The sequence below is a fragment of the Streptomyces sp. NPDC107581 genome, assembly GCF_055657175.1.
The window spans coordinates 444981-467699 of the sequence record NZ_JBVKBH010000006.1; the positions used below are offsets into that span (position 1 = coordinate 444981).

Below are 22719 nucleotides of genomic sequence, written 5' to 3' on the forward strand. Positions count from 1 at the left end.
CCGGGTGCGCACGTCTGTGCAGCGTGAAGGCTACCGCGCCGCCGACCTGGCGCCTTCACCGCGCCCACCCTGGCCTTCCCCGTTATGTTTTCCGCGGTCCTGCAAGAGGACCGCTGGCCTCCGGGCCCGGCATGGCTGTGTCCCTCCGCTCGTCCCGTCCCGGGGTTCTCACCATTCGAGCGTCCAGGGCGTGCCCGTACCGGCGAAGTGCCCCACGTTCACGCACTCGGTCGCCCCGATCCGCATCCGGCGCGCCAGCGGCTGGTGGACATGGCCGAAGAGGGAGTAACGCGGTCTGGTGCGGCGGATCGCGTCCAGCAACGCCCGGCTGCCCCGCTCGAAGCGGCGCGCGACCGTGTCGTAGACCAGCTCCGGAACCTCCGGCGGAATGTGGGTGCACAGCACGTCGACCTCGCCGACCGCCTCGATCTTCGCGGCGTACTCCTCGTCGTCGATCTCGTACGGGGTGCGCATCGGGGTGCGCAGGCCGCCGCCCACGAAGCCGAAGGTCCAGCCGCCGATCTCGATCCGCTCCCCGTCCAGCACCGTGGTGCCGGGTCCCGCGTACTCGCTCCACAGGGGCGGCATGTCGACATTGCCGTAGGTGGCGTACGTCGGTGTCGGGAAGGCGGCGAACATCTCGGCGTACTGTTTGCGCACCGCCCTCTCGATCGCGGAGGCCCGCTCGGAGCCGATGCCGGCCCACAGCCGGGCGCCGAAGGCACGCGCCTCCTCGAAGCGGCGGGCGGTGCGCAGTTCGACGATGCGGTCGGCGTTCTCCTCGCCGAACAGGTCGGGGAAGATCCCGCGCGAGTGGTCGGCGTAGTCGAGGAAGAGGACGAGGTCGCCCAGACAGATCAGGGCGTCCGCACCTTCGCCGGCCCGGGCCAGGTCACGGGCGTTGCCGTGCACGTCGCTGACCACGTGGACACGTGTCCTTCGGTTACCGGAGCGTGTGGGTGCCATGGTGATCAAGGGTAGGCGTGTGGGGTGTGCGTGAACAGTGGCAGCCCGGGCTGCGGTTACTCGCCGGTCGCTTAGGCCGTGGACTACTGTGCGCGAAGGAACGCCATCCCGTGTGACGCAGCGAACATCTCGTCGGCACCCCCTGTCGTAGAAGCCATACCGGCGGGTAACGTCCGGGCAGTCCAGTCGTGCTCTGGGTTTCAACCAAGCGTGAACCTCCAGAGCACTTGCCCGAGCCTTGGACCGCACCGTCGCATCACACAGTGTCGTGGCGCCGGCGCCCTATGAGGAGCAGCAGTCTTGCGCGAGTTCAGCCTTCCGGCTTTGTACGAGGTCCCCGCGGACGGCAACCTGACCGACATCGTCCGCAGAAACGCCGCGCAGCATCCCGACGTCGCCGTCATCGCCCGCAAGGTGGCCGGCGTCTGGCAGGACGTGACGGCCAGGGCGTTCCTGACCGAGGTGCACACCGCCGCCAAGGGCCTCATCGCCGCGGGGGTGCAGCCGGGCGACCGGGTCGGCCTGATGTCCCGGACGCGCTACGAGTGGACGCTCCTCGACTTCGCGATCTGGTGCGCGGGCGCGGTCACCGTGCCGGTGTACGAGACCAGCTCGCCGGAGCAGGTGCAGTGGATCCTGTCCGACTCGGGCGCGACGGCGTGCATCGTGGAGCAGGCTCCCCACGCGGCCGCCGTGGACTCGGTGCGCGAGACGCTGCCCGCGCTGAAGCACGTCTGGCAGATCGACGCCGGGGGCGTGGAGGAACTGGCCCGGCTCGGGCAGGACGTCGCGGACGCGACCGTGGAGGAGCGCTCCTCGCTCGCCCGGGCCGACGACCCGGCGACCATCGTCTACACGAGCGGTACGACCGGCCGCCCCAAGGGCTGCGTCCTGACGCACCGCAGCTTCTTCGCGGAGTGCGGGAACATCGTCGAGCGGCTGCGGCCGCTGTTCCGCACCGGTGAGTGCTCCGTCCTCCTCTTCCTCCCGCTGGCGCACGTCTTCGGACGGCTGGTGCAGATCGCGCCGATGATGGCGCCGATCAAGCTCGGCTGCGTCCCGGACATCAAGAACCTCACGGACGAGCTGGCCGCCTTCCGGCCGACGCTGATCCTCGGTGTGCCGCGCGTCTTCGAGAAGGTCTACAACACGGCGCGCGCCAAGGCGCAGGCGGACGGCAAGGGCGCGATCTTCGACAAGGCCGCGGACACCGCGATCGCCTACAGCAGGGCACTGGACACCCCGTCGGGCGCGCCCCTGGGCCTGAAGATCAAGCACAAGGTGTTCGACAAGCTGGTCTACAGCAAGCTGCGCGCGGTCCTCGGCGGCCGGGGCGAGTACGCGATCTCCGGCGGTGCCCCCCTCGGCGAGCGGCTCGGTCACTTCTTCCGGGGCATCGGCTTCACGGTGCTGGAGGGCTACGGCCTGACCGAGTCCTGCGCGGCGACCGCGTTCAACCCCTGGGACCGGCAGAAGATCGGCACGGTCGGGCAGCCGCTGCCGGGTTCGGTGGTGCGGATAGCGGACGACGGCGAGGTGCTGCTGCACGGCGAGCACCTGTTCAAGGAGTACTGGAACAACCCGGGCGCGACGGCGGAGGCGCTGGCCGACGGCTGGTTCCACACGGGTGACATCGGCACCCTCGACGAGGACGGCTACCTCAGGATCACCGGCCGCAAGAAGGAGATCATCGTCACCGCGGGCGGCAAGAACGTGGCCCCGGCCGTGATCGAGGACCGGATCCGGGCGCACGCGCTGGTCGCGGAGTGCATGGTGGTGGGCGACGGGCGGCCGTTCGTGGGCGCGCTCGTCACCGTCGACGAGGAGTTCCTGGGCCATTGGGCCGAGGAGCACGGCAAGCCGGCGGGCTCCACCGCGGCGTCGCTGCGCGAGGACCCGGATCTGCAGGCGGCGATCCAGGCGGCGGTCGACGACGGCAACGCCGCGGTGTCGAAGGCGGAATCGGTGCGGAAGTTCCGCATTCTGTCCTCCCAGTTCTCGGAGGAGTCGGGCCACCTCACCCCGTCGCTGAAGCTCAAGCGGAACGTGGTGGCGAAGGACTACGCGGACGAGATCGAGGCGATCTACGCGAAGTAGTCACCTTTCTGCCGATGGTTCCGGCAGGGCGTCATGGCGCGGTGTCCTCGGCGAGGACCCGCGCCATCGTGCGTTCGGCGAGCGCGGTGATGGTGACGAACGGGTTCACGCCGAGCGAGCCGGGCACCAGCGAGCCGTCGGTGATGTAGAGCCTGGAATAGCCCTTCACCCGGCCGTAGTCGTCGGTCGCCTTCCCCAGGACGCAGCCGCCCAGGGGGTGGTAGGTGAAGTCGTCCGCGAAGACCTTGCTGGCCGAGCCGAAGAGGTCGTACCGGTAGATGGTCAGGTTGGCCGCGTTGATCCGGTCGAAGAGCTTCTTGGCCATGGCGACCGACACGGCGCTCTGGGCGGGGTTCCAGTCGAGCTTCACCGCGCCGGAGGAGGAGTCGTACGAGAACGACGCCCGCTCGGGGTTCTTGGTGATCGCCAGGTAGAGGCTGATCCAGTGCTCGAACCCCATGGGCAGCGGGGCGATCTCGGCGAAGACCGGGTTGTCGGCGTTGGCCCAGTCGTCGATGCCCAGGACGGGCATGGTCGCCTGGTTGGCGCCGACGGTGTCCCAGACGTGGTTGGCGCGGCCGAGCATGGTGTTGCCGTTGGTGCCCCAGCCCGCGCCCACACCGGAGTTCAGGTCGGGCAGGGTGCCGGTGTCCCGGGCGCGGACGAGGAGTTCGGTGGTGCCGACGCTGCCGCCGCCGAGGAAGAGGTATGTGCAGCTGTACTGCTTGGTCTCCACGACCGCGCCGGTGGCGTCGATGCGGTCGGCGGTCAGGATGTACGACCCGTCGCTCGCCCTGGTGACCGCCTTGACCTTCTCCAGGGTGTGGATCGTGACGTTGCCGGTGCCGAGGGCGGCGGCCAGGTAGGTCTTGTCGAGGCTGCGCTTGCCGTAGTTGTTGCCGTAGATGACCTCGCCGGCGAGCGCGGACCTGGTGGCGGTCCCGGCGGCCTCGCGCTGCATGTAGCCGAAGTCGTAGACGTTCGGCACGAAGGTGGTCTTCAGGCCGGCGTTGGCGGCGGCCTTGCGGGAGGTGCGGGCGAACCGGTACCACTCCGTGGACTCGAACCAGGCCGGGTCGACGGAGTTGACGCCGAGCATGGCGCGGGCGCGCGGGAAGTAGGTGCCGTACATGTCGTCGGCGTCCACGGTCGGGAACTGCTCGGCGAAGTAGGACTTCACCGGGGTGACCGCCATGCCGCCGTTGACCAGGGAGCCGCCGCCGACGCCGCGGCCGACGTACACGGACATGTGGTCGTAGTGGACGCGGTCGAGGACTCCGGGGTAGGGGCTGATGTCCTTGTTGACGAGGTCCAGCCACAGGAAGGTGGCGAGCGGGGCCTCCGTGCGGGTGCGGAACCACATGGAGCGCTGGTCGGGGGCGCTGGTGGAGCAGAACACCTTGCCGTCGCTTCCTGCGGTGTTCCACAGGCGGCCCATCTCCACGACGAGGGTGCGGATGCCGGCCTGGCCGAGACGGAGGGCGGCCACGGCGCCGCCGTAGCCGGAACCGACCACGATGGCCGGGGAGTTGTCGACGGGGGCCGGTTCGGCTGCCTGGGCGGACTGCAGGCCGATGCGGGTGAGACCGGCCGTGGCGGCGGTCTGGAGGGCGATCATGCCCAGGATGTGACGTCTAGTCAGCTGATGCTGCGTCAGTTTTGCTGTCATGTGCGCAGCATGTGCGGATTCCGCGGTTCCGCCAAGGGGCTGCGCCGGGTGGAGGGCGCCAATTGTGGGAACGGGTGCGGTCGTCGGGCGACTGCGGGTAGTTCGCGACCGGTCGCGCAGTTCCCCGCGCCCCTTTGCGGCGCCTGCCCCTGAGCGGCACCGTGAATCGCGCTGGGGCGCCTGTCCCTGAGCGGCACCGTGGGTCGCGCTGGAGCGCCCGCCCTGCGCGTCGGAGCGCCTGCCCCTGAGCGGCACCCGGCACCGTGGGTCGCGTTGGGACGCCTGGGCTAGAGGAGCTTCTTGAGTTGTTCGGCGAGCAGGTCCCAGCGCCAGCGTTCCTCGACCCACTGCCGTCCCCGCTCCCCCATGCGGCGGCGCAGCTCGGCATCGCCCAGCAGGGCCACGATCCGCTCGGCCGCCTCCGCCGGCTCGCCGCCGCGGACGACCCAGCCGGTCTCCCCGTCGAGCACCGCGTCGGGGGCGCCGCCGGAGTCCCCCGCGACGACCGGCAGCCCGGTCGCGGAGGCCTCCAGGTAGACGATCCCGAGGCCCTCGACGTCGAGGCCGCCGCGGCGGGTGCGGCACGGCATGGCGAAGACGTCCCCGGCGCCGTAGTGCGCGGGCAGCTCGGACCAGGGCACGGCGCCGGTGAAGCGGACCGAGGCCTCGACGCCGGTCTCCCGGGCCAGCCGGCGCAGGTCCTGCTCGTAGGGTCCGCCGCCGACGACGAGCAGGACGGCGTCCGGCTCGGCGGCCAGGATGCGGGGCATGGCCCGGATGAGCGTGTCCTGGCCCTTGCGCGGCACCAGCCGCGAGACGCACACGACGACCGGCCGCTCGGTGAGCCCGAGTCGCGCCCGCACCTCGTCGCCGCCCGAACCGGGGTGGAAGGTCTTCTCGTCCACCCCCGGCGGCAGCTGCACCATGCGCCCGGCCGCGTCCGGTGTGAGCGCGGTCGCGATCCGGGAGCGGGTGTACTCGCCGAGATAGGTGATCGTGTCCGTGGACTCCCCGATGCGGCGCAGCAGCTGCCGGGCCGCGGGCAGCTGGGCCCAGCCGGCCTCGTGCCCGTGGGTGGTCGCCACCAGCCGCCGGGCGCCGGCCCGGCGCAGCGCGGGCGCCATCAGACCGAGCGGCGCGGCCGCCCCGAACCAGACCGAGGTGCAGCCGTGCTCGCGCAGCAGTCCGGCCGCGCGACGGGTCGCGGCCGGCGTGGGCAGCAGCATGGTCGTACGGTCGCGTACGACGGTGAAGGGCTGCTCGGCGTCGAAGGCGGCCGTGGCCTCGATACCTTCCCGGCTGTGCTTCCAGGTGGACGCGTACACGACGAGCCGCCCGGGGTCCAGCCGGAGGGCCATGTTGTGCAGGAACGCCTGGATGCCGCCCGGCCGGGGCGGGAAGTCGTTGGTCACGATCAGCGTCTTGTGCATCGCCGCCGACCCTACCGGCCCGGACCCTCGTCCACCTCCCACCCGACCGGGCCGGCCGAACAGCGGAGCGGTAGCCTCGGCGGTACTTCCCGGCCCGGCGACTCCGGCGGGCGGCGGGGGCCGTGTTTCATGGCAGTTCCATGGCATCGGTGAAGGACCGTGGGGGAGCATGGCCCCCGGAGCCAGGGCAGCCGGACGGACAGGGGCGCGGGTGTACAGGACGAGTGGGAAACCGGCGCTGCTCCTGGCCTCCTGGTGTGCCACCCGGCTGGTGCTGCTCCTCCTCGTCTTCAGGGTGCTCGCCTTCCCCGGTGTGGACGTCACCGGCGACGTGTCGGTGATCTACCAGGGCTGGTACGACGTGCTGCGCCACGGAACGTTTCCGCTGAGCGACGTGACCTGGCAGTACCCGCCCGCCGCCGCCCTCGCGATCCTCTCCCCGGCCGTCCTGCCGTTCCTGAGCTATCCGCACGCCTTCTTCGTGCTGGCGTGCCTCGCCGACCTGGCCGTGGTGTCCCTGCTGCTGTACACGGGGGTGCGGCCCGGCCGGTCGCTGCGCGGGGCCTGGACCTGGGTCGCGGGCGTACCGCTGCTCGGCCCGACGGCGTACGCCCGCTACGACCTGATGGTGACCGCCGTGGCCGTGGCGGCGCTGCTCGCCGGGACGCGGCACCCTCGTGTGCTGGGTGCGCTGGCGGCCTTCGGGGCGCTGCTGAAGGTGTGGCCGGCGCTGCTCCTGGTCGGTGCCGTGCGGCGGCGGGCGTGGGCGGCGGCCGCGGTGACCGCGAGCGGGATCGCCGCGCTGTTCGCGGTGACCATGCCCGGCGCGTTCGCCTTCCTCACCTTCCAGCGGGACCGGGGCACCGAGGTGGAGTCGCTGGGCGGTCTGGTCTTCCATGTGGCCCGGCACTTCGGCTGGCACGGCGCGGTACTGCTGAACTACGGGTCCATCGAGTTCCTCGGCCCGTACGTCGGGCTGGTCAGCGGCGCCGCGATGGCGCTGACCGGGGCGGCCTTCGGCTGGCTGGTGCTGTGGCGGGTGCGGGCGGTCCGGTTCGCTCCGCACACGCTCGCCGACGCGGCCTTCACGGCGGTGCTGCTGTTCACGGTCACCAGCCGGGTGATCAGCCCCCAGTACCTGGTGTGGCTGGTCGGCACGGCCGCCGTCTGCCTGTGCTTCCGGGCGAGCCGGATGGGTGCACCCGCCGTGCTGGTGCTCGCCGCGACCCTGCTGACGGTGATGGAGTTCCCGATCGGCTTCGTACACGTGGTCACGAGCGACCTGTACGGCGTCACGCTGCTGCTGCTCCGCAACGGGCTGCTGGCCGCCGCCGCGCTCCTGGCGGCCCGGCGGCTGTGGCGGTCCACGGTCCCCGCGGCGACCGTGTCCCCGCTGCCCCCTCAGGCGACCCGCGCGAAGGAGCCCTTCGCCTCCTGACGCGCCGCCCGCCGCAGCAGCACCGCCACGGCCGCGCACTGCAGGGCCATCGCGAGCGCCAGCGCCAGGCAGACACCGGGCAGGCCGAGGCCGGACAGGGCGTGGGCCAGGGGGAGCTGGACGGCGGTGCCGAGCAAGGTGACCCGGAGCAGCGCCGGTGCTCCGCCGCCGCCCTCGAAGACCCCGCCGAGCGCGATGAAACAGGCCGTCAGCAGCAGGTAGGGGCCGATGCAGCGCAGGAACAGCACGCCCTGGCGGGCGGCTTCGGGCCCGGCGCCGAAGGCGGCCATGGTCCAGGGGGCGGTGGCGGCGAACAGGACCGCGGCGCCCAGGCCGAGGGCACCGGAGACGAGCACCGCTTGCCGCCCGATGGCCCGGCGCGCGTCCTGCCCCGTGCCCCGGGTGTGCGCGGTGTGGATCGCGGCGGCCTGCCGTACCGAGTAGAAGGCCATCGTGGCGACGTACAGGACCTTGTACGCGATCGCGTAGCCGGCCACCGCCGGTACACCGAGCCGCGCCACGATCGCCACCAGCGCCAGCGCCCCGCCCTGGCGCACGGTGAAGTCGGCGGACATCGGCAGGCCGGTGGTCAGGGTGCGGCGCAGCGCGGCGGGCATCGGCTCGGCGGGGCGGGCCCGCGCGGCCGAGCGCAGCAGGGCGCCCTGGCCGAGGGCGCGCAGGCCCACGGCCAGGGCCGCGCAGCGGCACAGCACGGTGGAGGCGGCGGCGCCCCGAACGCCGTAGCGGTGGATCAGGACGGGGTCGCAGAGCAGGATCAGCCCGTTGGCCAGCAGGGCGAGCCGCATGGGGGTGCGGGTGTCGCCGGTGCCCTTGAGGATGCCGTCGACGAGCTGCTGGGCGAAGAAGACGGTCATGCCCGGCAGGGAGATCGCGAAGTAGGCGGTCGCGAGGTGCAGGGCGGCCTGCCCGTCACCGCCGAGGACCAGCCGGGCCAGCGGCTCGCGCAGCAGCAGCCCGCCCGCCACGACCACCGGTGTGACCAGCCCGCACAGCACCCCGCCCGCGCGCACCGCGGCCCGCACGGCGCCGGGGTCGCCGGCTCCCCGGGCGTGCGCGACCAGCACGGTCGTACCGGACGCGAAGACCAGCGCGAGGCCCAGCAGCACGTTCTCGGTGTTGGTCGCCACGGCCACGGCGGCCACGGCGGAGCCGCCGAGCCGGGAGACCCAGACGGTGTTGATGACCCCGGAGGCGGCCGAAGCGAGGAGCGAGAAGTAGACGGGGTGGGCGAGCGAGACGAGCCGGGTGCGGTGAGCGTTCACAGGAGCCTCTCTGGCGAGTCGCCTTACTGACCACTTCGACTACCTCGAATCGAGGTACATCGATAAGAGGTAGCATGGCGGTCGGACCCGCTGCAAGGAGGATTTCGCGTGCTGGAGCTGTCGATCCTGGGGTTCCTCGCCGAGAAGCCCCTGCACGGCTACGAGCTGAAGGAGCGCATCACCGCGCTGAGCGGTCATGTCCGCCCGGTCAGCGACGGCGCCCTCTACCCGGCCATCAACCGGCTCGTCGCCTCGGGCAGGCTCGACCAGCGCACCGAGGAGGGCGCGGGCGCCGCGCCGCGACGGGTGCTGTCCCTCACCGGGCAGGGCCGCGCGGATCTGCTGGAGCGGCTGCGCCGTCCCAAGCAGGCCGAGATCACCGACCACGTCCGCTTCAACACGGTCCTGGCCTTCCTGCGCCATCTGCCCGACCCGGCCGAGCAGGCCGCGGTGCTGCGCCGCCGCCTGGACTTCCTGGAGACCCCGGCGAGCTTCTTCTACCGGGACGGTGAACCGGTGCGTGCGGAGGAGGCCGGGGACCTCTTCCGGCAGGGCATGCTGCGGGTCGCCCGGGCCACCGGGGCGGCGGAGCGGGAGTGGCTGCGCGAGGCCATCGGGGTGCTCGGTCAGGCGAGCTGAGCGCGCACGTACGCGCGCCACCGGGCGGTGAACGCCTCGGGCGTCGTGCCGAGCACCTTCTTCATCGCCTCCTCGGGCGCGCCCGCCCGCTTCGCGCGGTCGCCGACGGCCCGGTAGAAGGCGTCGAGCCGGGCCGCGCCCCAGCGGTCGGCGATCATCCGGCAGGCCAGCCAGCCGCCCTCGTAGGCCTGCGCGAGCCGGGCCGGGTCGCTGCTGAAGCGGAAGTCCCCGTCGGCGGGGAGAGCCGTCGGCGTCCGGCCGTCCTGGACCGCCCGGGCGAGTTCCGGCGCGGCCTCGGACGGCGTGCGGCCGGTGCCGAGGTAGCCGATCCAGTCGGCGTAGCCCTCGGAGAGCCACAGCGGGGTGGCGGCGGTGGTGTGCGCGCGGGTGGCCACATGGGTGGTCTCGTGGGTGATCACGACCTGTTTGCCGACGCTGCCGAGCATGCCGTACGCCTCCGGGTTGACCACCACCCGGTCCGCCGGTGCCGTACCGGATCCGCCCGCCTCGCCGGTGGTGACCGCGGCGATGCCCCGGTAGTCGGCGGCGGGCGAGCCCAGCAGGCCCGCCATGCCCTCCAGCGTCCGCGGGACCAGGACGACGACCCGGCGGGTCCAGTCCGTGCCCCAGGCGCCGGAGACGGCCGGGACGGCCCGGTCGGCCAGCCGGGCGTAGCCGCGCAGTTCGCCGAGGCTGCGGCCGGTCCCGAGGACCAGGCTGTGCGTGCCCTTGACGGCGGTCACCGTGCCCTGGTCCCACAGCTGCTGACCGGCCCGGCGCGCGGGTCTGTCGGAGGTGACGTACCACTTGCCGTCGGCGGTGCGGCCGAGGGCCAGGGTGCGGCGGACGCTGACCGGGGCCCGGTCGTAGCCGGCGACGCGGTAGCGCAGTTCGGCGTCGGCGGTGGCGCCCGGGCCGCCGTCGTGCAGACCGGTCACCCGGTAGGTCCAGGAGGCCAGCGGGAGCGCGCGCAGCCTGGCGTACTCGCTCCGGGTGCCCGTCGCGCCGTAGGCCCCCTCGTCGTGGCCGAGCAGGGCCGCCGACCGCCGGTCGAGCACCCGCTGCACCTGGGCCCGCTCGGCGTCGGCCGCCGTCGGCCCGCCGCAGCCGGACAGCGGCGCTGCGAGCAGCAGACACAGCCCCGCCGCCGCGGTGCGCCAGAGCCCCCGCGTCCGTCTGCGATCAGCCATTTCCCGATCGTACGGTGCGGCGCGGGGCGTCAGGGCCGGGTGACCGAGGAGACCGGCATCATCCCGACCGGGTCGTAGCGCACCGGTGCCCCCGGGTAGGGCGCGTGGACGACCTGGCCGTTGCCGACGTACATCCCCACATGGCTGGCGTCGGAGCGGTAGACGACCAGGTCGCCGGGGCGCGCCTGGGAGAGCGGGACCTGCCGGCCGGCGTACCGCTGCTCCTGCGAGGTGCGCGGCAGATGGACCCCGGCCTGCGCGTACGACCACTGCATCAGGCCCGAGCAGTCGAAGCCGGAGGGTCCGCTGGCGCCCCACACATAGGGGCGGCCGAGGGCGGAGAGGGCGGCGGCGACGGCGGCCGAGGCCCGGGAGTCGGGGGCGACGGCGCCGACGCCGGACAGGTCGGGCAGGCCGGGCAGGTCGGAGCGGTCGGAGCGGGAGGCCCGGTCGTAGGCGGCGCGCTCGGTGGCGGGCAGCGAGTTGAGCAGCCGCCGGGCCCTGGCGAGCTTCTGCTCGACGGACCGCTTGTGCGCGGCGACCGCCTTGCGGCTCTGCTCCAGGGCGGCGAGCTTCCCGGCCGCCGCTTCGCGCTCCTGGGAGAGCTCGCGCATCGCGGCGCGCAACTCGCGCAGCCGACCGGCCTGCTGGGCGCCGATGCGGTCGAGGGTGGCGGCCTTGTCGAGGTAGTCGTCGGGGTCGTCGGAGAAGAGCAGGGCGACGGCCGGGTCGATGCCGCCGGAGCGGTACTGGGCCCCGGCCAGCGAACCGAGCTGCTCGCGCAGGGTGTTGATGCGCTGCTGCTGCCGGGCGATGTGGTCCTGGGCGTCCCTGACCTCGCGGCGCAGCGTGCCGGCGCGCTCGTCGGCCTTGTCGTAGGCCTGGGTCGCCTTCTCGGCCTCCGCGTAGAGGCGGTCCACCTCGGCACGGGTGCCCCCGTGCGGCGCCGGTGCGGCTTGGGCGGGTACGGCACCGAGTGCGGCGGCCGCGGCGGCGAGCGCGCACAGGGCGGCACCGGCGCCCCGGTCGGACCCGGACGGTGCAAGGCGGCGATGGGACCCCACGGCAGTCCTTCTGCTGGCGGACAAGAGACGGCTTCCCCGGCGCTGGGGACGGGGAGACCCCTGCGCCGGGGAAACGCGCCAGACAGTAGCCGTGCCGGAGGCCGGCGGCCAAAGACCGCGGTGGCCGCACAAACGTGACGCCCCGCCCCTGACGCAGGTCATGGGCGGGGCGTGGAGTCAGGTTCGGTTCACGGGATTCGCCCGTTCGGGCGTCACCTCGTCCTGACGTGGGGACGGATCAGACCCGGACACCGAACTGGAAGGGCATGTCGGCCATGGCCTCGTAGCGGACCACGGCGCCGGTGTGCGGGGCGTGCAGCACCTGGCCGTTGCCGGCGTAGAGGCCGACGTGGTGCAGGTCGCCGTAGAAGAAGACCAGGTCGCCGACCTGCAGATCGCCGGCGGAGCTGATCCGGGTGCCGATGTTCGCCTGGGCCTCGGAGGTGCGCGGTATGGAGACGCCGGCCTGGGCGTAGGCCCAGGAGGTCAGGCCCGAGCAGTCGAAGGAGGAGGGGCCGGTGGCGCCGTAGACGTAGGGCTTGCCTATCTGGCTCTGGGCGGCGGAGAAGGCAGCCCCGGCGCGCCCGGAGGCGGGCGGGGTGTCGCCGAGGTGCACACGCTCGCTGGAGGAGCGGTCGGCGCGCTGCTGCTGGGCGGCGAGATCCGCCTTCTCCTTGGCGGTCAGGCTGTTGAGGATCTTCTGCGCCTCGGCGAGCTTGCCCTGGACTTCCTTCTTCTTGTTGCCCAGCTCCGTGCGGGTGGAGGCGAGGTCCTTGAGCTTCTCGGTGGCCTCGGCGCGCTCCTGGGCGAGTTCGCGCTGTTTGTCCTGGATCTTCTTCAGGGACTCGACCTGCTGGCTGCTCAACTGGTCGAGCGTGGAGGCCTTGTCGAGGAAGTCGTCCGGGTTGGAGGACAGGAAGAGCTGGACCGAGGAATCGATGCCACCGGAGCGGTACTGGGCGGTCGCCAGTGAACCGAGGCCGTCGCGCAGCTTGTTCAGCTCCTGCTGACCGCGGGCCACATTGTCCTGGATGGTCGATATTTCCTTTTGCAGCTTCTGCTGCTTCTCCTTGGCCCCGTTGTACTTCTCGGTGGCCTGCTCCGCCTGCTCGTAGAGCTTGTCGACCTTCGCCTTGACCTGGTCCTTGCTGAGCTTCTCGCTCGGTGCGGCGTTGGCGGCGTTCGCGCTCAGCGCGACGGCAGCGGCTGCTGCGGTGGTCAGCACGGTGACACGCGTGCGGCTCTGCTGCTTGGGTCGACGGTGGGACGCCACGGAGGACGAACTCCTTCTTGTGAGTGTTCACCCGTTCGGAGGTTCGAGCCCAGACCCTAGTGACCCAGTTGTGATCAGTTCAAATCCTGACGCCAAAAAACACCGTCACGCAATGCATTCTTTGCACATAACGCACGTGCAGTGATGCTCGATTGACGCTACGTTGCGTGACGGTTCGGTCAATTCGGGCATTGCATATGCGCGTTGCACCTTCAGGACAGTCGCTTCAGAAGTACCGCAGAGGCGACCGGTCGGGCACCCGCCCTGGCGACCCCGTCGGCCACCTCCCGGTCGGTCGAGGCGACGATGACCGGACGGCCCGGCGGCTCCGCGCGCACGAGCTGGCGGATCAGCTCGTCCGCCGTGACCCCCGGCTTGGAGAACAGCACCCGCACCCCGCGCGGCGGCGCGAGCAGCACCGGCGCGGCGAGTTCGGCGCCGTCGAAGACACAGGTCACCTCGGCACCGGTCTGCGCGGCGAGCGCCGAGAGCTGGCCCAGGAGCCGCAGCCGCTGCTTCTCCAGCGGCATCTGCGGATAGCCGGTCTTGGTGACGTTGTAGCCGTCGACCACCAGGTGCGCCTGCGGCAGCGCGAGCAACTGGTCCAGGATCGCGGGGTCGTTCTCGGACAGCGCCCGGGCCGCGATGTCCTTCGGGGTCATCCGTCCCGGTTCGACCGCGTCCACGGTCTCGGCCGGGCGCACGGAGACCGGCGGCAGCGCGAGCTCCCGGCGCAGCCCCTGGGTGGCGTCCAGCAGGGTGTCGAGGAGCAGCCGTACCCGCATGTCCTCGACGCTGCGGCCCTCGCGGGCCGCCCTGCGGGCAGCCTCCAGCGCGGCCTCGGCCTCGCCCAGGCGGGCCTTGAGCCGCCGGGACTCGCTCTCGGCGGCCGACACCTGCGTCTGCCCCTCGGCGCGCACGGCCTCGATCTCGGCGTGCACCTTGCGCAGCGCGGCCTCCCCGCGCTTGACGTCGCTGAGCGCGGCGCGCAGTTTCCGGTGAAGCGATTCCGCTTCCCGCTTCGCCGAATCCAGCTCGCCGCGCAGCCGTTCGGTCTCCGCCCGGGTCTGCTCCCGGGCCTGGACGAGTTCCGCGCGCAGCCGCTCCAGTTCGGCCCGGCTCTCCTCGTCGGCCCGCTCGGCGTCGGCACGCTGGGCCTCCTCGCCGGCCGCGGTGACCAGCTTCACCCAGCCCGCGGGGCGCAGTACGTAGGCCGCGGCCGCCACGTCGAGCGGATCCGCGGCCGGGGGCGGCGAGCCGGAGTCGAGGGCGCCGGAGAGCTCCGGCTGCACCTCTCTGAACTTCTCCCCGATCCGCTGCCGGAACAGCGGATCGTTCTCCAGCGCTGCCGCCATCGCGTTCCCGGCGAACTTGGCGCGCCTGCTCGGAGTGAACCGGGCGTACTGCCTGAGCTGGGCGGGCAGTTCCGCCACGGTCAGTCCGCCGAAGCCGTCCGAGACGATCTGCACGACGCGCCGGCGCACGCCGTCGGGCAGCGGACGGTCAAGCACCTCAGCGGTGCCGTCGCCCGGCCCCCCGCCTGCGGTCTCCACCATCCGTCACACCCCAATACCTGTACGGGGCCCGCTCCGTTCAGGAGCCGGCGCCCGGCCTGTCCACGAGTTCCACCTGGTCCGCCGCGTTGCACCAGCGGCAGCGGACGGAGTCGATGGTCTCACTGACCACCTCGCGCTCCTCGACCGTCGGCTCGCCCGCCAGGTCGAGGTGGACGTACTCGACCACCTTCGACGAGCGGGTCACATCGAAGCGGGTGAGGTTGCCGCAGAGAGTGCAGCGCCATCGCGTCGTGGCGGTCGGCAGGGGAACCGTCATCGTGGCTGTTCGCTTCCTTGCTCGGGTCGGTCCGCGCCGCTCCCCGACGCGTGTGGCTCGTAACCCTACGGCCTGGCGGCTGCTCGCCGCCCGTCTGTCTGCGGCGGCGAGGCGGTCTGTCGGCTTGCGTCCCGTTACGTCATGCTCTGTAGTCATGATCAACACCTGGAGCACGGCGGCCCACGGCACACTCAGGGCGCTCAGGGCGGTCCGGGACTCCTCCGCACCGATGACGTACGGCCTCATCGTCCTGTGCTGTCTGATCTTCGCGCTGGGCCCGGCCTCGGGGCTGGCTCCGGTGTACGGCTCCGGGGAGGCGCTGGCGGCCGCGCAGCGCGCGTACTTCCGGCACTGGGGGGTGGTCCCGGCCGAGCTGTTCGACAAGCCCGCCCGCGAGGCACTGACCCCGGCCACCGCCCTGTTCGTGCACGGCAGCTGGGTGCATCTGCTCGGCAACATGCTCTTCCTCTTCGTCTTCGGGGTGATGACCGAGGAACGGATGGGCCGGGTGGAGTTCACCCTCTTCTACATCGGCTGCGGCTACCTGGCCCTGCTCGGCTACGCGGCCGCCAACAGCGCCTCCGAGCAGTCGCTGGTGGGCGCCTCCGGGGCGATCTCGGCGGTCCTCGGTGCGTTCCTGTACCTGTTCCCCCACGCCCGTGTCACCAGTCTCCTCCCCTTCCTGTTCTTCCTGCCGATGCGGTTCCCCGCCTGGGTCGTACTGCCCTTCTGGGCCGCCCTGCAGTGGCTCGCGGCGGGCCGGGCGGGCCAGGGGCCCGGGGTGGCGTACCTCGCCCACCTGGTGGGCTTCTGCGTGGGCTTCGGCTACGCGTGGGCGCGCTACGGAAGGAAGCGGGGGCCGACGGGCCGCCCCGCAACGGCGGTGGTGGGAGACGTACGGGCGACTAGAGTGAAGTCCGCACCGGTTCCGGCACCCGAGGGAGAGAACCCGTCGTGATCACCGCGATCGTCCTGATCAAGACCAGCGTGGACCGGATCCCCGAGATCGCGGAGCAGATCGCCTCGCTGGAGTCCGTCAGCGAGGTCTTCTCCGTCACCGGCACGTACGACCTGATCGCCATGGTCCGGGTACGGCAGCACGAGGATCTGGCCGACGTGATCCCGGGGCACATCAGCAAGATCCCCGGTGTCGAGGCCACGGACACGCACGTCGCCTTCCGCACGTACTCGCAGCACGACCTGGAGGCGGCGTTCTCCATCGGGCTGGACAACTGATCGTCCGAAGACCGCCCGGGCGTCCGCAGGGCGCGGTCCGTGCGCGACCGGGGCCGTCCGTGGCCTGTCGCGCGGTTCCCCGCGCCCCTTCTCGTCCTCGGGCCGGCCTCACACGGCCGGGACGCAGCGGCCGTCCTCCGTGCGGTACTGCCACTTGGCGCCGTCCGCGACCAGTTCCCGTACGGCGCCCACGAACCGCTCGACGTGCTCGTCCGGGGTGCCCGCGCCGAAGCTGACCCGGATGGCGTTCAGGGACTTCTCGCCGGGCGCGGCCTCGGGGGCGCCGCACTCGCCCTGGGCCCCGGGGCCGGAGCCCAGCAGGGTGCGCACCAGCGGGTGGGCGCAGAAGAGGCCGTCGCGGACGCCGATGCCGTACTCGGCGGAGAGCGCGGCGGCGAAGTGGGAGCTGTTCCAGCCGTCCACCACGAAGCTGATCACGCCGACGCGCGGTGCCTCGTCGCCGAAGAGGGAGAGGATCCTGACCTCGGGGACCGTGGCCAGGCCCTCGCGGACCCGGGAGATCAGGTGCTGCTCGCGGGCGACGAGGGTCTCGAAACCGGCTTCCGTGAGCGCCTTGCAGGCGGAGGCGATGGAGTAGGCGCCGATGACGTTCGGGGAGCCGGCCTCGTGGCGGGCCGCCGTCTCGTGCCACTCCACGGCCACTCCCCCGTCCTCGCGCCGGGTGACCTTGCGGCTGGCGCCGCCGCCCGCGAGGTACGGCTCGGCCGCGACCAGCCAGTCGGCGCGGCCGGCCAGGACGCCGGAGCCGAAGGGCGCGTAGAGCTTGTGGCCGGAGAAGGCGACCCAGTCCACGTCCAGGTCCTGGAGCGACACCGGGTGGTGCGGGGCCAGCTGGGCGGCGTCCAGGACGATCCGGGCACCGTGCGCGTGGGCGGCGGCGGCCAGCTCGCGCACGGGCCACAGCTCGCCGGTGACGTTGGAGGCGCCGGTGACGCAGACCAGGGCCGGGCCGTGGGGTGCGCGGTCGGCCAGCGCCCGCTCCAGGGTCCGGACGGCCTGCTCGGGGGTGCGCGGGGCGTCGAGGAAGGTGACGCGGGCGTCCTGCCAGGGCAGCAGGGAGGCGTGGTGCTCGGTCTCGAAGACGAAGACCTGGCAGTCGGCGGGGAGCGCGCGGGCGAGCAGGTTCAGGGAGTCCGTGGTCGACCGGGTGAAGATCACCTGGTCGGCCGCGCGGCAGTCGAGGAACTCGGCGACCGTCCTGCGGGCGTTCTCGAAGAGGTCGGTGGAGAGCTGCGAGAGGTAGCCGGCGCCGCGGTGGACGCTGCCGTAGTACGGCGCGTAGGCCGCCACGTCGTCCCAGACGCGCTGGAGGGCGGGGGCGCTGGCCGCGTAGTCGAGCGCGGCGTAGGTGACTTCGCCGCCCGTCACGAGCGGGACGGTGACATCCCGGCCCAGAACGGGCAGGGGCTGCGAGGTGTCGCGGCAGACGGACTGATCGGCGGCAGCGGTGAAGACGGACATGGCGAACTCCCGTGAGAGGCAAGGGCGAACCGCCGTGCGAGCGGACGTGGCTCAAGCACGGAGGCGGGTGAAAAGGGGGATGCGGAGGCGGGGCTCTACGCCCTATCGCATTCGCTTGCTCACGGAAGGCTCCCTCGAGGACCAGGACCCCTGGTGTACGAGGGGTCCGCGCTTGCCGTAGACCTCGCTGCCTACGACCTGGTCTTCACCCGGGGCACCCCGCCACGGACGGAGGGTTGCCGGACAGCCGGCCGGGGCCTCTTGGCTGTCACTCATGACCTGATCAGGAAAGTAGTCGAGCTGATCGCCGCCGCGCAACTTCTGTCCGGATTCCGGGATGCGGATCCTGGGCATCCGCCGCGGCGGCGACCGTCCCCACCGGTGCCGCTACCGGTTGCTGGCGGCGACCCAGCGCTCCAGTGCCCGCTTGGCCGCGCCCGAGTCGATCGCCTCGGCCGCCTCGGCCATGCCGGAGCGGAGCTGCTCGGCCAGCGGCGCCCGCGTCGGCCGCAGCGCGACGAGCGCGGCCGCGGAGTTCAGCAGTACCGCGTCCCGGACGGGCCCCTTCTCCCCGTCCAGCACGCGCCGCGCCACCTCGGCGTTGTACGACGCGTCGGCGCCGCGCAGGGCCTCCACGGGCACCAGGTCGAGGCCGACGTCCCGCGGGTCGAAGCTCTCCTCGGTGACCTTGCCGTCCCGGACCACCCACACCCGGGAGGTGGACGTGGTGGTCAGCTCGTCCAGGCCGTCGTCCCCGCGGAAGACCAGGGCGGAGTTGCCGCGCTCGGCGAGGACCCCGGCCACGATCGGCGCCATGCGCGGGTCGGCGACCCCGACGGCCTGGGCCCGCACCTTGGCCGGATTGGTGAGCGGACCGAGGACATTGAAGGTCGTACGGATCCCCAGCTGGCCGCGCGCGGGGGCGACGAACCGCAGCGACGGGTGGAACTTCACCGCGAAGCAGATCGTGATGCCGGCCTCTTCGGCGACCTCGGCGACCCGCTGCGGGGTCAGGTTCAGATTGATGCCGAGCTTCTCCAGGACGTCGGAGGACCCGGAGGCGGAGGACGCGGCGCGGTTGCCGTGCTTGACCACCTTCGCCCCGGTGCCGGCGACCACGATCGACGACATCGTGGAGATGTTCACCGTCTTGGCGCCGTCGCCGCCGGTGCCGACGATGTCGACGGCCGGCCCCGGCACCTCGATCACATTGGCGTGCTCGTACATGGTCCGCACGAGACCGGTGATCTCCTCCACCGTCTCGCCCTTGGACCGCAGGGCCACCATGAACCCGGCGATCTGCGCGTCGGTCGCCTCCCCGCGCATGATCAGGTCCATCGCCCAGGCCGTGTCGTCGGCGGACAGGTCCCGGCCGTCCAGCAGCCCGTTCAGCAGGGCGGGCCAGGAACGGCCCGCCGCGGTGTCGCCTCCAGCGGGGGTCACAGCGCTCATCAGCCGCTCCTGTGTGTCGTGGCAGAACAGTGTGATCCCACCCTATCCAGCCCGGGACAGGGCGAAGGGCCCCGTCCGGAAGCCGGACGGGGCCCTTCAGCGTGGCGTGGCGACGCGGGGATCAGTGGTGGCCGTGGCCGCTCGTGATCTCCTTGTACTCCTCGGCAGTGGGCTTCGGGATCTGGTTGTCCTCGCCGTAGTAGGCGTTGCTGAGCTTGGCGCGCAGCTTCTCGGACCCCTTCACCTTCCGCTCGACACCGTTCTCGTCGACCGTCGGGCCGATCTCGGCCGGCTCGTACTGGTGGTGCGCCGTGAGGGTGTGCAGCTGCTCCTGGCTGAGCGACTCGTGCACCTCGATGAACTCACCGTGCGGCAGGCGCTTGATGATGCCGGTCTCACGACCGTGCAGCACCTTGTCGCGGTCGCGGCGCTGCAGGCCGAGGCAGATCCGCTTGGTGATGAGGAACGCGATGACCGGTCCGGCGAAGAAGAAGATCCGGACGAACCAGGTCACGTCGTTGATCGACAGGTGGAAGTGGGTGGCGATGAGGTCGTTGCCACCACCGACCAGGCCGATCATGTACACCGTGACCCAGGCCGCGCCGAACGCGGTACGGGTCGGGGCGTTGCGCGGGCGGTCCAGGATGTGGTGCTCGCTCTTGTCGCCGGTGACCCAGGACTCGATGAACGGGTAGAGCGCGATCACGCCCAGGACCAGGCCGAAGAGCACCAGCGGGATGAACACGCCCAGGACGAGCGTGTGACCCCAGAAGTTGATCTCCCAGCCCGGCATGTAGCGGACCAGACCCTCGGCGAAGCCCATGTACCAGTCGGGCTGGGCGCCGGTGGACACCTGGTCGGGACGGTAGGGACCCATGGCCCAGATCGGGTTGATCTGGGTCACCGCGGCGATGGCCGCGATCACACCGAAGACCAGGAAGAAGAAGCCGCCCGCCTTGGCCATGTACACCGGCAGCAGCGGCATGCCGACGACGTTCTTCTCGCTCTTTCCGGGACCCGCGAACTGCGTGTGCTTGTGGTAGAAGACCAGGATCAGGTGGCCCACCATCAGGCCGAGCATGATGCCCGGCAGCAGCAGGATGTGGATCGAGTAGAACCGGGCGACGAAGTCGTGGCCGGGGAACTGCCCGCCGAAGAGGAAGTACGAGATGTACGTGCCGACGATCGGCATGGACAGGATCGCGCCCTCGGTGAAGCGGACACCGGTGCCGGAGAGCAGGTCGTCCGGGAGCGAGTAACCGGTGAAGCCGGTGAACATGCCGAGGACGAACAGCAGGAAGCCGAACAGCCAGTTGATCTCACGCGGCTTGCGGAACGCGCCGGTGAAGAACACGCGCATCATGTGCACGAACATGCCGGCGAGGAAGATCAGCGCGGCCCAGTGGTGGATCTGCCGGATGAGCAGGCCACCGCGCACGTCGAAGGAGATGTGCAGGGTCGAGTTGAACGCCTCGGACATCAGCTGTCCCTGGAGCGGGACGTAGCTGCCGTGGTACTCCACCTCGTTCATCGACGGGTGGAAGAACAGCGTCAGATACACACCGGTCAGGATGATGATGAGGAAGCTGTACATGCAGACTTCGCCCAACATGAACGACCAGTGGTCGGGGAAGATCTTGCGCATGTTGGACTTGGCCAGGGAGTAGATCCCGAGCCGGCCGTCCGCCCAGTCGGCGATCCGCTCGCCGGCCGGTGCCTTCCCGCGGGAGCGGCCCGCCGCGCCGTCGGCAGACGGATTCGTTTCGTTCGCTGCAGTACTCATCCGCGCTCCCAGAATGCAGGACCGACGGGCTCCTCGAAGTCGCCGAGCGCCTGGAGGTAACCCTCGTCGTTCACGCCGATGCGGAGCTGCGGCAGGGCGTGACCGGCGGGACCGAAGATCACTCGGGCACCGTCGGAGAGGTCGAAGGTGGACTGGTGGCACGGGCACAGCACGTGGTGCGTCTGCTGCTCGTACAGGGAGATCGGGCAGCCGACGTGGGTGCAGATCTTCGAGAACGCGACGATGCCCTCGTGCGACCACTGGAGCTCGCGCTTGTCCTTGATGTTGTCCGGCTGCAGCCGGATGATCATCAGGGCCGCCTTGGCGATCTCGTTCTGGAACTCCTCGTCGGTCTCCTCCAGGCCCTCGGGCTTGGCGAAGGTCAGCGAACCGACGGCGACGTCCTCGGGACGCAGCGGCTGGTTCGTGTTCATGTTGACGAGCAGCTTGCCCTTGGCCCACAGCGTGTGGCGCAGCGAGGTGCCGGGCAGCGGACCGAGGTCGCGCAGCAGCATGACGCCGGAGAGCGGCACCAGGGCCAGCGCGCCGAACATCGTGTTGCGGATCAGCTTGCGGCGGCCGAGCGCCGACTCCTTGGCGCCCTGCTTGAAGTCCGCGTGCACCTGCGCACGGACCTCGGGAGAGGCCGCGATGGCGTGACGCTCGGCGGCGACCTCGACGTCGGACATCAGGGTGCGGGCCCAGTGGACCGCGCCCGCGCCGATGCAGAACAGCGCCGTACCCAGGGTCAGACCGAGCGCGAAGTTCAGCGCGCTGATGTGTCCGAGCGGGAAGACGAAGATCGACTTGTCGTGCGGGATCGACACGTACGAGGCGATGAAGCCGACGGTGGCCAGCATCGACACCGTGAACAGCAGGGCGACGACGCGCTCGGACCGCTTGGCGGCCCGCTCGTCGATGTCCTGGATCCGGTGCTCGTGAGGCGGCAGCCCCGGGTCCGCGAACGGGTTCTCCTCGTCCGCGACGCTCACGGCGCCGTGCGCGTGGCCCTGCTCAGCGGGCAGGTTCTCTTCTGGAATGTCTTGGCTACTCATGACTTCTTGGCCTTTGCGGTCCGAGCGGCGACCCAGACGGCTACCGCGATCAGGGCACCGAGGCCGAAGATCCACGCGAACAGGCCTTCACTGACCGGCCCGATGCCGCCCAGATCCATTCCGCCCGGCTGCTCCGTCTCGCTGCCGTTGATCGCGTGCAGGTACGCGATGATGTCCTTCTTGTTCTTCTCCGACAGCGTGGTGTCGGGGAAGGACGGCATGTTCTGCGGGCCCGTCTGCATGGCCTCGTAGATGTGCTTCGGGTCGACGCCGGTCAGGTCCGGTGCGAACTTGCCCTTGGTGAGGGCACCACCCTTGCCGGTGAAGTTGTGGCACTGGGCGCAGTTGGTGCGGAAGAGTTCGCCACCCTTGCCGATGTCCGCGCCGTCCGGGCCGTACTGCTGCTTCGTCGGCACCTCGGGACCGGCGCCCAGCGACGCGACGTACGCGGCGAGCTGGTTGATCTGGTCCTGGGTGTAGATGTTCTTCTTCTTCACGACCTGCGGGCCCTGCGAGGTGGCGGCCGGCATACGGCCGGTACCCACCTGGAAGTCCACGGCCGCAGCGCCGACGCCGATCAGGCTCGGGCCGTCCGAGGAACCCTGGCCACCGATGCCGTGGCAGCTGGCGCAGCCGACCTCGTAGAGCTTCTTGCCCTCCTGGATCTTCAGGGACTGGGAGGTTTCATCGGCCTGCGCCTTGCTCGCGGGCGCGAACGCGGCGTACAGCCCCCCAGTGGCCGCCAGCGCGAGGAGTAGGACGACGACCGCCGCCAGCGGATGGCGTCGTCGTGCGGAGAGCTTTTTCACGGATTACCCCGGTGTCAGGA

Annotated in this window: 19 protein-coding genes and 1 riboswitch; of the genes, 5 read left to right on the forward strand and 14 right to left on the reverse strand. The window is 71.4% G+C overall.

Annotation, left to right across the window (positions count from 1 at the left end; all coding sequences use genetic code 11):
- Positions 1-168 precede the first annotated feature (168 nt).
- A complete protein-coding gene (locus ACZ7P3_RS18195) occupies positions 169-966 on the reverse strand; it encodes a metallophosphoesterase family protein (RefSeq protein WP_472082739.1) in 798 nt (265 codons plus the stop codon).
- Between the two features lie 300 nt (positions 967-1266).
- Between ACZ7P3_RS18195 and ACZ7P3_RS18200 the strand changes: the two genes are divergently transcribed.
- Positions 1267-3063, forward strand: coding sequence for an AMP-dependent synthetase/ligase (locus ACZ7P3_RS18200; RefSeq protein WP_472082741.1), 1797 nt, complete (start codon positions 1267-1269; stop codon positions 3061-3063).
- Positions 3064-3094: 31 nt separating this feature from the next.
- On the opposite strand, the gene ACZ7P3_RS18205 is transcribed toward ACZ7P3_RS18200, so the two are convergent.
- Both ACZ7P3_RS18205 and ACZ7P3_RS18210 read right to left on the reverse strand, forming a co-directional pair.
- Complete coding sequence (locus ACZ7P3_RS18205) at positions 3095-4732, reverse strand: GMC oxidoreductase (protein WP_472082743.1); 1638 nt, start codon at positions 4730-4732, stop codon at positions 3095-3097.
- A gap of 287 nt (positions 4733-5019) precedes the next feature.
- Positions 5020-6162 carry a glycosyltransferase family 4 protein gene (locus tag ACZ7P3_RS18210; protein WP_472082745.1) on the reverse strand — a complete coding sequence of 381 codons (1143 nt, stop codon included), beginning with the start codon at positions 6160-6162 and terminating at the stop codon, positions 5020-5022.
- A 211-nt stretch (positions 6163-6373) separates the two neighbouring features.
- Between ACZ7P3_RS18210 and ACZ7P3_RS18215 the strand changes: the two genes are divergently transcribed.
- Positions 6374-7600 (forward strand): glycosyltransferase 87 family protein, encoded by a 1227-nt coding sequence (locus ACZ7P3_RS18215; protein WP_472082746.1) that lies wholly within the window; start codon positions 6374-6376, stop codon positions 7598-7600.
- Here ACZ7P3_RS18215 and ACZ7P3_RS18220 read toward each other — a convergent pair.
- A complete protein-coding gene (locus tag ACZ7P3_RS18220) occupies positions 7564-8883 on the reverse strand; it encodes an MATE family efflux transporter (protein ID WP_472082747.1) in 1320 nt (439 codons plus the stop codon). The genes ACZ7P3_RS18215 and ACZ7P3_RS18220 overlap by 37 nt on opposite strands.
- A 108-nt stretch (positions 8884-8991) precedes the next feature.
- On the opposite strand from ACZ7P3_RS18220, the gene ACZ7P3_RS18225 reads away from it, so the two are divergent.
- A complete protein-coding gene (locus ACZ7P3_RS18225; RefSeq protein WP_472082748.1) occupies positions 8992-9522 on the forward strand; it encodes a PadR family transcriptional regulator in 531 nt (176 codons plus the stop codon).
- Here the strand turns inward: ACZ7P3_RS18225 and ACZ7P3_RS18230 are convergent.
- The 5 genes from ACZ7P3_RS18230 to ACZ7P3_RS18250 all read right to left on the reverse strand — a co-directional run bounded on the left by ACZ7P3_RS18230 (position 9510) and on the right by ACZ7P3_RS18250 (position 14882).
- A complete protein-coding gene (locus ACZ7P3_RS18230) occupies positions 9510-10712 on the reverse strand; it encodes a hypothetical protein (RefSeq protein ID WP_472082750.1) in 1203 nt (400 codons plus the stop codon). The two genes, ACZ7P3_RS18225 and ACZ7P3_RS18230, sit on opposite strands and share 13 nt — an antisense overlap.
- Before the next feature lie 29 nt (positions 10713-10741).
- Complete coding sequence (locus ACZ7P3_RS18235) at positions 10742-11776, reverse strand: C40 family peptidase (RefSeq protein ID WP_472082752.1); 1035 nt, start codon at positions 11774-11776, stop codon at positions 10742-10744.
- Positions 11777-12014: 238 nt separating this feature from the next.
- Positions 12015-13049 carry a C40 family peptidase gene (locus tag ACZ7P3_RS18240; RefSeq protein WP_472082754.1) on the reverse strand — a complete coding sequence of 345 codons (1035 nt, stop codon included), beginning with the start codon at positions 13047-13049 and terminating at the stop codon, positions 12015-12017.
- 212 nt (positions 13050-13261) lie between these two features.
- Positions 13262-14605, reverse strand: a complete 1344-nt coding sequence (locus tag ACZ7P3_RS18245) for an NYN domain-containing protein (RefSeq protein WP_472082756.1) — start codon at positions 14603-14605, stop codon at positions 13262-13264.
- A 37-nt stretch (positions 14606-14642) separates the two neighbouring features.
- Positions 14643-14882, reverse strand: coding sequence for a hypothetical protein (locus ACZ7P3_RS18250; protein WP_472082758.1), 240 nt, complete (start codon positions 14880-14882; stop codon positions 14643-14645).
- Between the two features lie 154 nt (positions 14883-15036).
- On the opposite strand from ACZ7P3_RS18250, the gene ACZ7P3_RS18255 reads away from it, so the two are divergent.
- Entirely contained in the window at positions 15037-15840 is an 804-nt protein-coding gene (locus ACZ7P3_RS18255; protein WP_472082760.1) for a rhomboid family intramembrane serine protease, read from the forward strand.
- Entirely contained in the window at positions 15837-16118 is a 282-nt protein-coding gene (locus ACZ7P3_RS18260) for an Lrp/AsnC family transcriptional regulator (protein ID WP_472082762.1), read from the forward strand. Before ACZ7P3_RS18255 ends, ACZ7P3_RS18260 begins: the two co-directional genes overlap by 4 nt.
- Positions 16119-16226: 108 nt before the next feature.
- Here the strand turns inward: ACZ7P3_RS18260 and ACZ7P3_RS18265 are convergent, their stop codons facing one another.
- From ACZ7P3_RS18265 to qcrC, 5 genes are all read right to left on the reverse strand, one after another.
- Positions 16227-17600: an aminotransferase class V-fold PLP-dependent enzyme gene (locus ACZ7P3_RS18265; protein WP_472082764.1), complete on the reverse strand. Its 1374-nt coding sequence runs from the start codon at positions 17598-17600 to the stop codon at positions 16227-16229.
- 163 nt (positions 17601-17763) lie between these two features.
- A riboswitch (SAM riboswitch) is annotated at positions 17764-17880 on the reverse strand.
- A 107-nt stretch (positions 17881-17987) separates the two neighbouring features.
- The gene (trpD, locus tag ACZ7P3_RS18270) at positions 17988-19052 is read right to left on the reverse strand and encodes an anthranilate phosphoribosyltransferase (RefSeq protein WP_472082766.1); all 1065 of its coding nucleotides are present in this window, start codon (positions 19050-19052) and stop codon (positions 17988-17990) included.
- A gap of 121 nt (positions 19053-19173) precedes the next feature.
- Positions 19174-20835, reverse strand: coding sequence for a cytochrome bc1 complex cytochrome b subunit (gene qcrB, locus ACZ7P3_RS18275; protein ID WP_472082767.1), 1662 nt, complete (start codon positions 20833-20835; stop codon positions 19174-19176).
- Entirely contained in the window at positions 20832-21890 is a 1059-nt protein-coding gene (qcrA, locus tag ACZ7P3_RS18280; RefSeq protein WP_472082769.1) for a cytochrome bc1 complex Rieske iron-sulfur subunit, read from the reverse strand. Before qcrA ends, qcrB begins: the two co-directional genes overlap by 4 nt.
- Positions 21887-22699 carry a cytochrome bc1 complex diheme cytochrome c subunit gene (qcrC, locus tag ACZ7P3_RS18285; protein WP_472082771.1) on the reverse strand — a complete coding sequence of 271 codons (813 nt, stop codon included), beginning with the start codon at positions 22697-22699 and terminating at the stop codon, positions 21887-21889. The genes qcrA and qcrC overlap by 4 nt, the downstream gene beginning before the upstream one ends.
- Between the last annotated feature and the right edge of the window lie 20 nt (positions 22700-22719).

Excerpts from the sequence above, each read along its gene's own strand:
- ACZ7P3_RS18195 (WP_472082739.1), bottom strand. The coding sequence starts at position 966 with ATGGCACCCACACGCTCCGGTAACCGAAGGACACGTGTCCACGTGGTC.
- ACZ7P3_RS18205 (WP_472082743.1), bottom strand. The coding sequence starts at position 4,732 with ATGACAGCAAAACTGACGCAGCATCAGCTGACTAGACGTCACATCCTG.
- ACZ7P3_RS18210 (WP_472082745.1), bottom strand. The coding sequence starts at position 6,162 with ATGCACAAGACGCTGATCGTGACCAACGACTTCCCGCCCCGGCCGGGC.
- ACZ7P3_RS18230 (WP_472082750.1), bottom strand. The coding sequence starts at position 10,712 with ATGGCTGATCGCAGACGGACGCGGGGGCTCTGGCGCACCGCGGCGGCG.
- ACZ7P3_RS18245 (WP_472082756.1), bottom strand. The coding sequence starts at position 14,605 with ATGGTGGAGACCGCAGGCGGGGGGCCGGGCGACGGCACCGCTGAGGTG.
- ACZ7P3_RS18250 (WP_472082758.1), bottom strand. The coding sequence starts at position 14,882 with ATGACGGTTCCCCTGCCGACCGCCACGACGCGATGGCGCTGCACTCTC.
- ACZ7P3_RS18255 (WP_472082760.1), top strand. The coding sequence starts at position 15,037 with ATGATCAACACCTGGAGCACGGCGGCCCACGGCACACTCAGGGCGCTC.
- ACZ7P3_RS18265 (WP_472082764.1), bottom strand. The coding sequence starts at position 17,600 with ATGTCCGTCTTCACCGCTGCCGCCGATCAGTCCGTCTGCCGCGACACC.
- trpD (WP_472082766.1), bottom strand. The coding sequence starts at position 19,052 with ATGAGCGCTGTGACCCCCGCTGGAGGCGACACCGCGGCGGGCCGTTCC.
- qcrB (WP_472082767.1), bottom strand. The coding sequence starts at position 20,835 with ATGAGTACTGCAGCGAACGAAACGAATCCGTCTGCCGACGGCGCGGCG.
- qcrA (WP_472082769.1), bottom strand. The coding sequence starts at position 21,890 with ATGAGTAGCCAAGACATTCCAGAAGAGAACCTGCCCGCTGAGCAGGGC.